The 14,435-nt window shown below is 52.6% G+C and carries 12 protein-coding genes; 11 read left to right on the plus strand and 1 reads right to left on the minus strand.

Going from position 1 to position 14,435, the window contains the following annotated elements; all coding sequences use genetic code 11:
* Positions 1 to 2 precede the first annotated feature (2 nt).
* The 9 genes from accC (at position 3) to BFV65_RS19135 (ending at position 9,097) form a co-directional block, all read left to right on the plus strand.
* A complete protein-coding gene (accC, locus tag BFV65_RS19095; RefSeq protein WP_003860388.1) occupies positions 3 to 1,352 on the plus strand; it encodes an acetyl-CoA carboxylase biotin carboxylase subunit in 1,350 nt (449 codons plus the stop codon).
* Between the two features lie 108 nt (positions 1,353 to 1,460).
* The gene (locus tag BFV65_RS19100; protein ID WP_022649569.1) at positions 1,461 to 1,703 is read left to right on the plus strand and encodes a YhdT family protein; all 243 of its coding nucleotides are present in this window, start codon (positions 1,461 to 1,463) and stop codon (positions 1,701 to 1,703) included.
* Positions 1,693 to 3,144: a sodium/pantothenate symporter gene (gene panF, locus BFV65_RS19105; protein WP_022649570.1), complete on the plus strand. Its 1,452-nt coding sequence runs from the start codon at positions 1,693 to 1,695 to the stop codon at positions 3,142 to 3,144. Before BFV65_RS19100 ends, panF begins: the two co-directional genes overlap by 11 nt.
* 11 nt (positions 3,145 to 3,155) lie before the next feature.
* Positions 3,156 to 4,037 (plus strand): 50S ribosomal protein L11 methyltransferase, encoded by an 882-nt coding sequence (prmA, locus tag BFV65_RS19110; protein ID WP_046620921.1) that lies wholly within the window; start codon positions 3,156 to 3,158, stop codon positions 4,035 to 4,037.
* Positions 4,038 to 4,175: 138 nt separating this feature from the next.
* The gene (locus tag BFV65_RS19115) at positions 4,176 to 4,916 is read left to right on the plus strand and encodes a carbonic anhydrase (RefSeq protein ID WP_069597002.1); all 741 of its coding nucleotides are present in this window, start codon (positions 4,176 to 4,178) and stop codon (positions 4,914 to 4,916) included.
* A gap of 329 nt (positions 4,917 to 5,245) precedes the next feature.
* Positions 5,246 to 6,211, plus strand: coding sequence for a tRNA dihydrouridine synthase DusB (gene dusB / locus BFV65_RS19120; protein ID WP_006812176.1), 966 nt, complete (start codon positions 5,246 to 5,248; stop codon positions 6,209 to 6,211).
* Positions 6,212 to 6,234: 23 nt separating this feature from the next.
* Positions 6,235 to 6,531, plus strand: coding sequence for a DNA-binding transcriptional regulator Fis (gene fis, locus BFV65_RS19125; RefSeq protein ID WP_000462905.1), 297 nt, complete (start codon positions 6,235 to 6,237; stop codon positions 6,529 to 6,531).
* Positions 6,532 to 6,708: 177 nt separating this feature from the next.
* The gene (locus tag BFV65_RS19130) at positions 6,709 to 6,873 is read left to right on the plus strand and encodes a DUF2556 family protein (protein ID WP_003860373.1); all 165 of its coding nucleotides are present in this window, start codon (positions 6,709 to 6,711) and stop codon (positions 6,871 to 6,873) included.
* 139 nt (positions 6,874 to 7,012) lie between these two features.
* Positions 7,013 to 9,097 carry a putative bifunctional diguanylate cyclase/phosphodiesterase gene (locus BFV65_RS19135; protein WP_069597003.1) on the plus strand — a complete coding sequence of 695 codons (2,085 nt, stop codon included), beginning with the start codon at positions 7,013 to 7,015 and terminating at the stop codon, positions 9,095 to 9,097.
* Here the strand turns inward: BFV65_RS19135 and envR are convergent.
* The gene (gene envR / locus BFV65_RS19140) at positions 9,092 to 9,739 is read right to left on the minus strand and encodes an acrEF/envCD operon transcriptional regulator (protein ID WP_022649574.1); all 648 of its coding nucleotides are present in this window, start codon (positions 9,737 to 9,739) and stop codon (positions 9,092 to 9,094) included. The two genes, BFV65_RS19135 and envR, sit on opposite strands and share 6 nt — an antisense overlap.
* Before the next feature lie 396 nt (positions 9,740 to 10,135).
* On the opposite strand from envR, the gene BFV65_RS19145 reads away from it, so the two are divergent.
* Positions 10,136 to 11,275, plus strand: a complete 1,140-nt coding sequence (locus BFV65_RS19145; protein WP_022649575.1) for an efflux RND transporter periplasmic adaptor subunit — start codon at positions 10,136 to 10,138, stop codon at positions 11,273 to 11,275.
* An 11-nt stretch (positions 11,276 to 11,286) separates the two neighbouring features.
* On the plus strand, positions 11,287 to 14,400 hold the full coding sequence (locus BFV65_RS19150) for an efflux RND transporter permease subunit (protein ID WP_069597004.1): 3,114 nt from the start codon (positions 11,287 to 11,289) through the stop codon (positions 14,398 to 14,400).
* Positions 14,401 to 14,435: the final 35 nt, after the last annotated feature.

Genomic DNA, 14,435 nt, shown 5'->3' on the forward strand with positions numbered 1-14,435 from the left:
ACATGCTGGATAAAATTGTTATCGCCAACCGTGGCGAGATTGCACTGCGTATTCTTCGTGCCTGTAAAGAACTGGGCATCAAGACCGTGGCCGTGCACTCAAGCGCGGATCGCGATTTAAAACACGTATTGCTGGCGGATGAGACGGTCTGTATCGGTCCGGCTCCGTCCGTAAAAAGCTATCTGAACATCCCGGCGATCATCAGCGCCGCCGAAATCACTGGCGCGGTCGCGATTCACCCGGGTTATGGTTTCCTCTCTGAGAACGCCAACTTTGCTGAGCAGGTTGAACGCTCTGGCTTTATCTTCATTGGCCCGAAAGCCGACACCATTCGCTTGATGGGTGACAAAGTGTCTGCCATCACCGCGATGAAAAAAGCCGGCGTGCCAACCGTACCGGGCTCTGACGGCCCGCTGACCGACGATATGGATGCTAACCGCGCCCATGCTAAACGCATTGGCTACCCGGTTATCATCAAGGCGTCTGGCGGCGGCGGCGGTCGCGGTATGCGCGTTGTACGCAGCGATGCTGAACTGGCGCAGTCCATCTCCATGACCAAAGCGGAAGCGAAAGCGGCTTTCAGCAATGACATGGTCTACATGGAAAAATACCTGGAAAACCCACGCCACATCGAAATTCAGGTGCTGGCTGACGGTCAGGGCAACGCGATCTATCTGGCTGAACGTGACTGCTCCATGCAGCGTCGTCACCAGAAAGTCGTCGAAGAAGCGCCAGCGCCGGGCATTACGCCGGAACTGCGTCGCTACATCGGTGAGCGTTGCGCCAAAGCGTGTGTCGATATCGGCTATCGCGGGGCGGGTACCTTTGAGTTCCTGTTCGAAAACGGCGAGTTCTACTTCATTGAGATGAACACCCGTATTCAGGTTGAACACCCGGTTACCGAAATGATCACCGGCGTTGACCTGATCAAAGAACAGCTGCGTATCGCAGCCGGTCAGCCGCTGTCCATCAAACAGGAAGAAGTTGTGGTTAAAGGCCATGCGGTAGAGTGCCGTATCAACGCCGAAGACCCGAACACCTTCCTGCCAAGCCCGGGTAAAATCACGCGTTTCCACGCGCCGGGTGGCTTTGGTGTGCGCTGGGAGTCCCATATTTACGCCGGTTACACCGTACCGCCGTACTATGACTCAATGATCGGTAAGCTGATCTGCTACGGCGAAAACCGTGACGTGGCCATTGCCCGCATGAAGAACGCCCTTCAGGAGCTGATCATCGACGGGATCAAAACCAACGTTGATCTCCAGATGCGCATCATGAGCGACGAGCACTTCCAGAATGGTGGTACTAACATCCACTACCTGGAGAAAAAACTCGGTCTGAACGAGAAGTAAGAGACCAGTGTTGCTAAAAGGCCGGATTATCCGGCCTTTTTTATTTCTGGGGATCGCAAAGCCCCATCATGTACAATCCCCGCTTTCTTCATCCTCAAGGGACAAAAAATGGACAAACGTTTTGTTCAGGCCCATAAAGAAGCGCGCTGGGCGCTGTGGCTGACCCTTCTCTATCTCGCTGCATGGTTAGTAACTGCTTACTTACCTGATTCAGCGATTGGCATTACCGGCCTCCCGCACTGGTTTGAAATGGCCTGCCTGCTGCTGCCGCTGGTGTTTATTGTGCTGTGCTGGGCGATGGTGAAATTCATCTATCGCGATATCTCCCTGGAGGACGATGATGCAGCTTGAAGTCATTCTGCCGCTTGTCGCTTACCTGTTCCTGGTGTTTGGCCTGTCGGTTTATGCGATGCGTAAACGTTCGACCGGCACCTTTCTGAACGAGTATTTTCTCGGGAGCCGCTCAATGGGTGGCGTCGTGCTGGCCATGACGCTGACCGCTACTTACATCAGCGCCAGCTCGTTTATCGGTGGCCCGGGCGCCGCTTATAAGTACGGACTGGGCTGGGTACTGCTGGCCATGATCCAGCTGCCTGCCATCTGGCTCTCTCTGGGCATACTGGGTAAAAAGTTTGCCATTCTGGCCCGTCGCTACAATGCCGTGACGCTGAACGATATGCTGTTTGCCCGCTATCAGAGTCGCTTGCTGGTATGGCTGGCAAGCCTGAGTCTGCTGGTGGCGTTTATTGGTGCGATGACGGTGCAGTTTATCGGCGGCGCACGTCTGCTGGAAACGGCAGCCGGGATCCCCTACGAGACGGGTCTGGTCATTTTCGGTGTGAGTATCGCGCTGTACACCGCGTTTGGCGGGTTCCGTGCCAGCGTTCTGAACGACACGATGCAGGGAATGGTGATGCTTATTGGCACTCTCGTTCTGCTGGTGGGTATCGTGCATGCCGCAGGGGGCCTGAGCCATGCGGTTGAAACCCTGGAAGCGATCGATCCGAAACTGGTCTCGCCGCAGGGGGCGGATGACATCCTCTCTCCAACCTTTATGACCTCGTTCTGGGTGCTGGTGTGCTTTGGCGTGATTGGCCTGCCGCATACCGCCGTGCGCTGCATCTCATATAAAGACAGCAAAGCGGTACACCGCGGGATTATTATCGGGACAATTGTGGTGGCAATCCTGATGTTTGGTATGCACCTGGCGGGCGCGCTGGGACGCGCGGTGATCCCTGACCTTACCGTACCGGATCTGGTCATTCCAACCCTGATGGTGAAAGTACTTCCGCCGTTTGCCGCCGGAATTTTCCTCGCCGCACCCATGGCGGCCATTATGTCGACCATCAACGCTCAGTTGCTGCAAAGTTCCGCTACGATCATTAAAGATCTCTATCTGAATTTGCGCCCTGAACAGGTCGAAAATGAGCGACGCCTCAAGCGCATGTCGGCGGTGATTACCCTGGTGCTGGGGGCGTTGCTGCTGCTGGCCGCGTGGCGTCCACCGGAGATGATCATCTGGTTGAACCTGCTCGCCTTTGGCGGGCTGGAAGCCGTTTTCCTGTGGCCGCTGGTGCTGGGGCTGTACTGGGAACGCGCGAATGCCGCGGGTGCATTAAGCGGCATGATTGTCGGGGGCGTCCTGTATGCCGTTCTCGCCACGTTGAAAATTCAGTATCTTGGCTTTCACCCGATCGTGCCTTCGTTACTGTTAAGTTTACTGGCGTTTGTGGTGGGTAACCGTTTTGGCCGTCCCGTTCCACCCGCCACCCTGATTTCTACTGATAAATAAAGAGTTTTGCCATGCCGTGGATCCAATTGAAACTGAACACAACCGGCGCGAACGCCGAAGAACTGAGTGATGCGCTGATGGAGGTCGGTTCGGTCTCTATCACGTTCCAGGACACGCATGACACGCCGGTCTTTGAGCCGCTACCAGGCGAAACGCGCCTGTGGGGTGATACGGACGTTATCGGCCTGTTCGATGCAGAAACCGACATGAAAGAGGTCGTGGCGATTCTGGAAAACCATCCGCTGCTGGGCGCGGGTTTCGCGCATAAAATCGAACAGCTGGAAGACAAAGACTGGGAACGCGAGTGGATGGACAACTTCCATCCGATGCAGTTTGGTCAGCGTCTGTGGATCTGCCCAAGCTGGCGCGACGTTCCCGATGAAAATGCGGTCAACGTAATGCTGGATCCGGGTCTGGCGTTCGGCACCGGTACCCACCCGACAACCTCCCTGTGCCTGCAATGGCTGGATGGCCTGGATCTGGAAGGCAAAACCGTGATCGACTTCGGTTGCGGATCCGGGATCCTCGCTATCGCGGCGCTGAAACTGGGCGCGGCAAAAGCCATCGGGATCGACATCGATCCGCAGGCGATTCAGGCCAGCCGTGATAACGCCGAGCGTAATGGTGTTTCCGATCGCCTTGAACTGTATCTGCCTGATGCACAGCCAGAGGCCATGAAAGCCGATGTGGTGGTCGCGAATATCCTGGCTGGCCCGTTACGCGAGCTGGCGCCGTTAATCAGCGTGCTGCCGGTTGAAGGCGGTCTGCTGGGCCTGTCCGGTATCCTTGCCAGCCAGGCAGACAGCGTCTGTGAAGCCTACGCCGATCTCTTTGCGCTCGACCCGGTTGTCGAGAAAGAAGAGTGGTGTCGCATCACCGGTCGTAAAAAATAAGCCTTTGGCGTGGTCGTCTGACCACGCCTTTTCCCTTCGGTTTTTTCTCCCCCCCTTCATCCTTTCTTCGATAAAATAACCGCACAAATCATAATGTTAATCATTGATTTGGATAATAAAATTCACAGGAAGAATACGATGAAACACATTTCAGGCAAGGCAGCGCTGCTGGCGCTGAGCGTGATTTCGGCTTCAACTTACGCCTCACACTGGAGCTATCAAGGAGAAGGCGCACCGGAACACTGGGGCGAACTGGACGAGGCGTACAAGACATGTAAAAGCGGGATGTATCAGTCGCCGGTTAACATTGATAATACGGTCAAAGCTCACATCTCTCCGCTGGAAACGCACTATATCGACGGCCCGGTCACCCTGACAAACAACGGCCATACTATCCAGGCGAGTGAAAATGCCGATACACGCGACAGCATCACGCTTGATAAACAGACCTGGACATTACAGCAGTTCCATTTCCATGCGCCTTCCGAAAACACGGTGCACGGTAAAAAATACGCAATGGAAATGCATCTGGTCCATAAAAACGCTGACGGCGAACTGACGGTCGTTGCCGTTATGTTCGATCAGGGCGCGGCAAACACTGAGCTGGATAAACTCTGGGGCGTGATGCCAGGACAGGTTGACCAGAACGTTACAATTAAGCCAACCCTCGATATGAATAAATTACTGCCTGCGGATAAAACCTACTGGCGTTTTAGCGGCTCCCTGACCACACCACCGTGCTCAGAAGGGGTGACATGGTTGGTGCTCAAGCATCCGCTGACCGTCTCTGCTGAACAGCTGCAAAAATTCACTCACACTATGCACCACGAAAACAGCCGCCCGGTTCAGCCGCTTCATGGCCGTCTGGTTGTTGAATAAGCCGATTTTTTGCGCTGATATCCTGTGCTGAAATGCGACGCAGATCGCAAAGAAGCGCCATAATCTGCTGTATATCGCAGCAGATTATCCCGGCCAATTGATTCATTTATTCAGAAATGATGAGAAGTTACGGGAAATTGTAAGCGCCCACAAAATGTTCATTTCTTCATAACACAATGATTTAAATAGCGAATAATCTTATCCGAAAAGAATGACTGGCGATTCCTTGATCTACAACAGAGGATTGTTCAAAGTTTGGCCTTTCATCTCGTGCAAAAAATGCGTAATATACGCCGCCTTGCAGTCACAGTATGGTCATTTCTTAACTCATGCGCATCGGACACCACCAGCTTAGAAATCGCCTGATCGCAGCCCCAATGGCAGGTATTACCGACCGGCCGTTCAGGACGCTGTGCTACGAGATGGGAGCAGGATTAACCGTTTCCGAGATGATGTCGTCTAACCCGCAGGTTTGGGAAAGCGACAAGTCCCGCCTTCGGATGGTGCACGTGGATGAGCCAGGTATCCGCACCGTGCAAATTGCCGGAAGCGTGCCTGAAGAGATGGCAGATGCCGCGCGTATTAACGTGGAAAGTGGCGCCCAGATTATTGATATCAATATGGGTTGCCCGGCCAAAAAGGTGAATCGCAAGCTTGCAGGTTCAGCCCTTCTGCAATACCCCGACCAGGTGAAGTCAATCCTGACGGCGGTTGTCAGCGCAGTGGACGTTCCTGTTACGTTGAAGATTCGCACGGGTTGGTCGCCGGAACACCGTAACTGTGTAGAGATTGCCCAACTGGCCGAAGACTGTGGCATTCAGGCCCTGACCATTCATGGACGCACTCGCGCCTGTTTGTTCAACGGTGAAGCTGAATACGACAGCATTCGGGCAGTTAAGCAGAAAGTTTCCATTCCGATTATCGCGAATGGCGACATAACTGACCCGCTTAAAGCCAGAGCTGTGCTCGACTATACGGGAGCTGATGCTCTGATGATAGGACGTGCCGCTCAGGGAAGACCCTGGATCTTTCGGGAAATCCAGCATTATCTGGACACTGGGGAGCTGCTTGCCCCGCTGCCTCTGGCAGAGGTTAAGCGCTTGCTTTGTTCGCATGTTCGGGAACTGCATGACCACTACGGCCAGGCAAAAGGGTACCGAATTGCGCGTAAACACGTATCCTGGTATCTCCAGGAGCACGCTCCAAATGACCAGTTTCGGCGCACATTCAACGCCATTGAGGATGCCAGCGAACAGCTGGAGGCGTTGGAGGCATACTTCGAAAATCTTGCGTAATGAAATAAAGAGCTGACAGAACTATGTTCGAACAACGCGTAAATTCTGACGTACTGACCGTTTCTACCGTTAACTCTCAGGATCAGGTGACTCAAAAGCCCCTGCGTGACTCGGTTAAACAGGCACTGAAGAACTATTTTGCTCAACTGAACGGTCAGGATGTTAATGACCTGTATGAGCTGGTACTGGCTGAAGTTGAACAGCCACTGTTGGACATGGTGATGCAATACACCCGTGGTAATCAAACCCGCGCTGCCCTGATGATGGGCATCAACCGTGGTACCCTGCGTAAGAAATTGAAAAAATACGGCATGAACTAATTTCGATTAGCTAACTGCTTGTTTAAAAAGGCGCTCTTCGGCATGGGGAAGCGCCTTTTTTATTGCCCGGATGAGCGACCGTCAACGCTTTGTAAACCTTCTCCTTCCCCACTTTTCAACGCCCGCTTTTCGTGTATATTTCCACCACCTTACAGGCTCTCTTTTCGCGGAATGACAATGATTCGTAAATACTGGTGGCTGGTCGTTTTTGCTGTCTCTGTTTTCATTTTCGATGCGCTGCTGATGCAGTGGATTGAACTGATGAGCACCGAAACCGATAAATGTCGCAATATGAATTCCGTGAACCCGCTAAAACTGGTCAACTGCTCAGAGCTGGACTAGCCTCTTCCATCCTGTACCCCTCTGTTATCACCCAATAAAAACAGGGGCTTAAATCACTTTTCGTCATTTCCTGACGATGATAATGTCTGTGCCCTTTCCAACCGCTCTTGCTTAACGTCTCACAACGAGTGAACAGACCATGCTGGTTAGCCAATACAACCAAATCCTCGTCGTCATCTCCTTTATTGTCGCCATTCTTGCCGCCTATACCGCGCTGAATATGGCTGCGCGCGTTGCCGGAAGCCAGGGCGTCGCTGCACGCGTCTGGCTGGCAGGTGGCGGAGTTTCGATGGGGATTGGCGTGTGGGCGATGCATTTCATCGGTATGCTGGCGATGGATCTTTCCATGAGCATGAGTTACAACGCGACCCTGACCGTGCTTTCGATGATTATCGCCATCAGCTCGTCAATGTTCGCCCTGTGGCTCGTTAGCGGCGAGCAGCTACATTTGCGCCGACTGCTGCCTGGCGCCGTCGTGATGGGTGCAGGCATAGTTACCATGCACTACACCGGTATGGCTGCCCTGGAGGTCACTCCGGGTATTGTCTGGGATAAAACGTGGATGGCTATCTCTGTGGGCATAGCCCTTGCCGCTTCACTGGCCGCTCTTTGGCTGACGTTCCGTTTACGTCAGGAAGCTGCACGAATGGCGTTGATGCGTCTGGGGGCGGCGATCACCATGGGCATCGCTATCGCTGGCATGCATTACGCCGGCATGGAAGCAGCACAATTTCCAATGTCGACGATGGTCCACCATCATGGCATTAACGGGAGCTGGCTGGCGATACTGGTTAGCGTGGTCGCGCTCGCTATTCTGGGGATTACGCTGCTGGTATCGATGTTCGATGCCCGCCTTCAGGCTCGTACCTCGCTGCTGGCCTCATCCCTGGCAGAAGCTAACCGTGAACTCGCTCAGCTGGCGTTGCATGATACGCTGACGCGCTTACCCAATCGTATTCTGCTTGAGGATCGCCTCGATCAGGCCATCAGCAAGGCCGATCGCGAAGGAAGCCCTTTCGCGCTGATGTTTATGGATCTTGATGGCTTTAAAACCGTCAACGATGCCTATGGTCATGATGTCGGTGACAATCTTCTGGTTGCGGTGACTCAGCGTTTGCTGTTGCAGTTGAAAGGTCAGTACACGCTGGCGCGTATCGGTGGGGATGAATTCGTCCTGCTGGCCGAAACCACTACCCCGGATGATGCTGCCTCACTGGCAAATTCACTGGTACGCGTCATTGATAGCCCGTTCCATCTCGATCCTTACGAATTGATGGTCACCCTGAGCATTGGCATTGCGCTCTATCCACACGATGGCAAAACCGATCGTGAACTGATGTTTAACGCTGATGCTGCGATGTACCACACGAAACATATGGGTCGCAACGGTTATCACTTCTTTCAGCCGTCAATGAATACGCTGGCGCAGACGCATCTACAGCTGATGAATGATCTGTGGCAGGCCATCGACCGTGATGAGTTACGCCTGCTTTATCAACCTAAATTCCACGCCCCTGCCGGGCCCGTTCTCGGGTTTGAAGCGCTGTTACGCTGGCAGCATCCCAAACAGGGATTACTGCCCCCCGACCTGTTTCTACCGCTTGCAGAGAAAACCGGGCTGATTATTCCAATTGGAGACTGGGTAATCGATGAGGCCTGCCGCCAGCTGCGAGAATGGCACCTTCAGGGCCACACGGATTGGTCAATGGCGGTGAATCTTTCTACGTTGCAGTTCGAACAGCCGTCACTGGTTAAAACGGTTCTCGATTGTCTGACGCGCCATAGCGTACCGCCCGGCATGTTGATCCTGGAGGTGACCGAAACCACGGCGATGAGCAATCCGGACGAAAGCGTTCGTGTCCTGACAGCGCTGACGGATGCGGGCGTAAAAGCCTCGATAGACGATTTTGGTACAGGTTATTCAAGCCTTCTTTATCTTAAGCGACTCCCTGCCTGCGAGTTGAAAATCGATCGTGCTTTTGTAAAAGAGTTAAGTGGAGAGAGTGAAGATGCGACGATCGTCTCGGCGATTATCGCCCTGGCAAAAACGCTGAATCTGAAGGTCGTGGCAGAAGGGGTCGAAACCGCAGCGCAGCAGACCTTTCTGACAGAACTGGGATGCAATACGCTACAGGGTTATCTGCTGGGCAAACCGATTACCGCGCAGGCTATTATGGAACAGTGCCAGCACGGGGAGATGTCACCATCCCGTATGCAATCATGAGGCTGTATCGTAGAACACTGGCGCCACTCGAGTGATATTTAGTGTTGCAAGAATATTATCCACCAGCGCCGGCGCCTGTTTGTACAGATTAAAACTGTTGCTATCCATTAACCAGTTTTTAATGACTCCGCTAAAAAATGCGTGGAAAACAATCAGCGCCAGTTCAATATTAGTTTGGGAAGAAATAATGCTACGCGCAACGCATTGTCTCAACGTCCTGCGAAGATAAGTATCGTTTAAACCGATCCGCTTGCGTATTTCACATTCTGAAATCACATCGTCATGAAATTCACACTTATGATACAGAATTTGTAAAAGAGCATACTGACGTGGCTCGCTCGCAATATATTGCAGCGCGACAATAAACTGTTCACGAAGCATTAACAAAGGGTCATCTTTTTCAGAAAGTATTAACCTGTCACGAATCATTTCACGCAGCGGCAATTGCTGTTCCCAGATGGCGTTAAATATTTCCGCTTTACTCGAAAAATGCCAGTAAACCGCCCCGCGAGTAAGTTGAGCAGCATCGGCGATGTCGGTAAGCGTGGTATTAGCCACGCCACGTGTCGCGAATAGCCCGATAGCGGCTTCAATCAGCTGCTGCCGGGTCTTTTGAGCCTCTTCTTTCTTTTTACGCGCCATAGCCTGCTACTCATTACTTATACGGTTGATACGACATCAAACGTTATTAAAGGGTCGTGTAAGTCAAAGTATTCACCATAACCCGTTTTAGTTTTGCACAAAAAAAGTCAATTCATTTAATTTATAATTCATACGAATAAATTGAGCGAATCAAATTCATTAAATAAATAGTTTGTTTTTACTCATAAGTATTCCGTTGATTATCCTGACAGAAGCCGGATTTCGAATACACTGGTTCAGAATCTGATTTTGCTTTTTATTGCCTCCATCAGCACTTATAAATTAAAAAACCTTGAATACCCTCATTATTATACGCAGCTACATTTCTTTTTTTGCCTCACACCCTTTCACCGACTTATGGCATATATCGGTTCAAGGGTAGTTTAAGGAACAGTAATGACGAATCACTTCAGACGCTTACCCTTATCCGGTTTCATTGTCTGTGCTGCACTGCTCGCCGGGTGCGATGGACAAGAAAACCCACAGCAGCATGGGCAAGCTCCTCAGGTCAGTGTTCATATTGTCAAAAGCGCGCCACTGGCCGTAACGACGGAATTGCCAGGCAGAACTGACGCTTATCGTGTAGCGGAGGTTCGTCCCCAGGTAAGTGGTATCATTCTGCACCGTAATTTTACCGAAGGCAGCGACGTCAAAGCGGGTGAATCACTTTATCAGATCGATCCGGCCACCTATCAGGCAGCCTACGACAATGCGAAAGGTGAACTGGTAAAAGCGCAGGCGGCGGCAAACATAGCCCATCTGACGGTAAAACGTTACCTTCCGCTGGTCGGTACGCAATATGTGAGCAAGCAGGAGTATGATCAGGCGGTGGCAACCGCCCAGCAGGCGGATGCAAGCGTCGTTGCCGCGAAAGCTGGCGTTGAAAGCGCGCGGATCAATCTTGCTTATACGAAAGTCACATCGCCAATCAACGGGCGCATTGGCAAATCCAGCGTCACTGAAGGGGCGTTAGTCACTAATGGTCAGTCAACCGCACTGGCGACAGTTCAGCAGCTCGATCCCATTTATGTCGATGTAACGCAATCCAGCAGCGATTTTATGCGTCTGAAGCAGCAGACGAGCCTGCAAAAGGGAGACACCAGCAGCGTTGAGTTGCTGATGGAAAATGGCCAGCCTTATCCGCTGAAAGGAACGCTCCAGTTCTCTGATGTCACGGTAGATGAAAGTACCGGCTCAATCACCCTTCGCGCTCTCTTCCCTAACCCTCAGCATATGCTGTTACCGGGTATGTTTGTCCGTGCACGCATTGACGAAGGCACACAGCCTGATGCCATCCTTGTTCCCCAGCAGGGGGTAACCCGTACACCTCGCGGTGATGCAACCGTGCTTGTGGTAAACGATAAAAACCAGGTGGAATCTCGCACTGTCGTTGCACCGCAGGCGATTGGCGATCGGTGGTTGATCACGGAAGGTCTGAAAAATGGCGACCGCGTCATTATCAGCGGCCTGCAAAAAGTTCGCCCTGGCGTCACCGCCGTGGCTATTCCTGATACCGCCGCGACTCCAGCCAGTTAAGGGATAACGAGATGGCTAATTTCTTTATTCAACGGCCTGTTTTCGCCTGGGTGCTCTCCATCATTCTGATGATTGCGGGCGGGCTGGCCATTTTAAAACTGCCGGTGGCGCAATATCCAACCATTGCGCCGCCAGCAGTTGCGGTGACAGCGACCTACCCTGGCGCTGATGCCCAGACGGTCCAGGATACCGTGACGCAGGTTATCGAACAGAACATGAACGGAATCGACAATCTGATGTACATGTCGTCCACCAGTGATTCTGCCGGTAACGTCACCATCACCCTGACGTTCGAGTCGGGTACGGATCCTGATATCGCGCAGGTGCAGGTTCAGAACAAACTCCAGCTCGCTATGCCGCTGCTACCGCAAGAAGTACAGCAACAGGGGATCGGCGTGGAAAAATCCAGCAGCAGCTTCCTGCTGGTCGCGGGATTTGTGTCGGATAATAAAAACCTCACTCAGGATGATATCTCCGACTATGTCGCTTCTAACGTAAAAGATGCGATCAGCCGTACTTCCGGCGTCGGTGATGTGCAGCTGTTCGGTGCGCAGTATGCAATGCGCATCTGGCTGGACAGCAACGCGATGAATAAATATCAGCTCACGCCGTTGGATGTCATTAACCAACTGAAAACGCAGAACGACCAGATTGCTGCGGGCCAGTTGGGAGGAACGCCGTCCGTACCAGGGCAGCAACTGAACGCCTCAATTATTGCTCAAACGCGCCTGAAATCACCGGAGGAGTTTGGCCGTGTGACGCTGAAGGTGAACCAGGACGGTTCAATGGTCCACCTGAAAGATGTGGCCCGCATTGAGCTGGGTGGCGAAAACTACAACATGGTCACCAAAATCAATGGCCAGGCAGCAACGGGGCTCGGGATCAAGCTGGCGACTGGCGCAAACGCGCTGGATACCGCTGCCGCCATTAAGAGTAAACTGGCGCAGTTGCAGCCCTTCTTCCCTCAGGGCCTGAAAGTCGTTTATCCGTACGACACCACACCTTTCGTGAAGATCTCAATCCATGAAGTGGTGAAGACGCTGTTTGAAGCGATCGTTCTCGTGTTCCTGGTGATGTACTTGTTCCTGCAAAACCTGCGGGCGACCCTTATTCCGACTATTGCCGTGCCCGTGGTGCTACTGGGTACCTTTGCAGTACTGGCTGCGTTTGGTTTCTCCATTAACACCCTGACGATGTTCGGGATGGTATTGGCGATAGGTTTGCTCGTCGATGATGCCATCGTGGTGGTTGAGAACGTAGAACGCGTCATGGTTGAGGACAAGCTGCCGCCAAAAGAGGCGACCCAGAAGTCGATGGAGCAAATCCAGGGCGCTCTGGTGGGCATTGCCATGGTGCTTTCAGCGGTGTTTATTCCGATGGCATTTTTTGGAGGTTCAACCGGGGCTATCTATCGCCAGTTCTCGCTGACCATTGTCTCCGCGATGGCCTTATCGGTGCTGGTGGCGTTGATATTAACGCCTGCTTTATGTGCAACGCTGCTCAAACCGGTTTCCAGCGACCATCATGAAAAGAAAGGTGGATTCTTCGGCTGGTTTAACGCGCTTTTTGATAAGAGCGTGGAGCACTACAGCAACAGCGTGAGCGGCATTTTACGTAAGACCGGACGCTATCTGCTGGTTTACGTCATCATCGTCGGCGGCATGGCAATACTGTTCCTGCGCCTGCCTTCCTCCTTCCTGCCGGAAGAGGATCAGGGGGTGTTTATGACGATGGTTCAGCTGCCGGCAGGGGCGACGCAGATGCGTACCCAGCAGGTACTCGATCAGGTTCAGGACTATTATCTGACGAAAGAGAAAGCGAACGTTGAATCGGTCTTTACCGTAAACGGATTTAGCTTTAGCGGGCAGGGGCAGAACTCCGGTATCGCTTTCGTCAGCCTGAAGCCATGGGAAGAACGCCCGGGCAAGGAAAACGGCGTTGAGGCGATTGTCAGCCGCGCAACGAAAGCGTTTAGCCAGATCAAAGATGGTCTTGTATTTCCGTTTAACCTCCCTGCCATTATTGAACTGGGTACCGCAACAGGCTTTGACTTTGAACTGATTGACCAGGCAAACCTGGGACATACGCAGCTCACGCAGGCACGTAACCAACTGCTTGGCATGGTAAGGGAACATCCTGACTTACTGGTCCGCGTGCGTCCTAACGGACTGGAAGATACGCCACAGTACAAACTGGATGTCGACCAGGAGAAGGCCCAGGCGCTGGGTGTGAGCATATCTGATGTCAATCAGACCATCTCAACAGCATTGGGTGGCACTTATGTGAACGACTTTATCGATCATGGACGCGTGAAAAAAGTTTATGTCCAGGCTGATGCTCGCTTCCGTATGTTACCAGGAGATATTAACGACCTGTATGTGCGTAGTGCTAACGGCGAAATGGTGCCTTTCTCTGCCTTTAGCAGCTCTCACTGGGTGTACGGCTCACCTCGTCTGGAACGTTACAATGGGATGCCATCAATGGAGATCCTCGGTGAGTCTGCGCCAGGCAAAAGTACCGGTGAGGCAATGGAGATGATGGAAAGCCTTGCGTCGAAACTGCCTTCCGGAATTGGCTACGACTGGACGGGGATGTCTTATCAGGAACGTCTTTCCGGAAATCAGGCTCCAGCACTGTATGCCATTTCACTGATTGTGGTGTTCCTGTGTCTGGCGGCTCTCTATGAAAGCTGGTCAATTCCATTCTCGGTCATGCTGGTTGTGCCCCTGGGGGTGATCGGCGCGCTTCTGGCTGCATCAATACGTGGGCTGAACAATGACGTTTACTTCCAGGTTGGTCTGCTTACGACAATTGGTTTATCAGCCAAAAACGCCATACTGATCGTTGAGTTCGCCAAGGATCTTATGGATAAAGAAGGCAAAGGGATTATTGAAGCCACGCTGGAAGCCTCACGTATGCGTCTGCGCCCTATCCTGATGACCTCTCTGGCATTTATCCTTGGTGTGATGCCTCTGGTCATCAGTTGTGGCGCAGGTAGTGGGGCACAAAACGCTGTCGGGACGGGCGTGATGGGCGGGATGCTGTCAGCCACTCTGCTGGCCATTTTCTTTGTTCCTGTTTTCTTCGTTGTTGTCCGGAGACGGTTTACAAAGCATAAGGATTAATGAAAATCATAAAGGCACCTCTGGTGCCTTTTTAA

It is taken from the genome of Enterobacter hormaechei subsp. hoffmannii (assembly GCF_001729745.1).
In the GTDB taxonomy this organism is placed as follows: Bacteria; Pseudomonadota; Gammaproteobacteria; order Enterobacterales; family Enterobacteriaceae; genus Enterobacter; species Enterobacter intestinihominis.

Excerpts from the sequence above, each read along its gene's own strand:
- prmA (WP_046620921.1), top strand. The coding sequence starts at position 3,156 with ATGCCGTGGATCCAATTGAAACTGAACACAACCGGCGCGAACGCCGAA.
- BFV65_RS19150 (WP_069597004.1), top strand. The coding sequence starts at position 11,287 with ATGGCTAATTTCTTTATTCAACGGCCTGTTTTCGCCTGGGTGCTCTCC.
- BFV65_RS19100 (WP_022649569.1), top strand. The coding sequence starts at position 1,461 with ATGGACAAACGTTTTGTTCAGGCCCATAAAGAAGCGCGCTGGGCGCTG.
- BFV65_RS19135 (WP_069597003.1), top strand. The coding sequence starts at position 7,013 with ATGCTGGTTAGCCAATACAACCAAATCCTCGTCGTCATCTCCTTTATT.
- BFV65_RS19115 (WP_069597002.1), top strand. The coding sequence starts at position 4,176 with ATGAAACACATTTCAGGCAAGGCAGCGCTGCTGGCGCTGAGCGTGATT.
- panF (WP_022649570.1), top strand. The coding sequence starts at position 1,693 with ATGCAGCTTGAAGTCATTCTGCCGCTTGTCGCTTACCTGTTCCTGGTG.
- fis (WP_000462905.1), top strand. The coding sequence starts at position 6,235 with ATGTTCGAACAACGCGTAAATTCTGACGTACTGACCGTTTCTACCGTT.
- BFV65_RS19130 (WP_003860373.1), top strand. The coding sequence starts at position 6,709 with ATGATTCGTAAATACTGGTGGCTGGTCGTTTTTGCTGTCTCTGTTTTC.
- dusB (WP_006812176.1), top strand. The coding sequence starts at position 5,246 with ATGCGCATCGGACACCACCAGCTTAGAAATCGCCTGATCGCAGCCCCA.
- envR (WP_022649574.1), bottom strand. The coding sequence starts at position 9,739 with ATGGCGCGTAAAAAGAAAGAAGAGGCTCAAAAGACCCGGCAGCAGCTG.
- accC (WP_003860388.1), top strand. The coding sequence starts at position 3 with ATGCTGGATAAAATTGTTATCGCCAACCGTGGCGAGATTGCACTGCGT.
- BFV65_RS19145 (WP_022649575.1), top strand. The coding sequence starts at position 10,136 with ATGACGAATCACTTCAGACGCTTACCCTTATCCGGTTTCATTGTCTGT.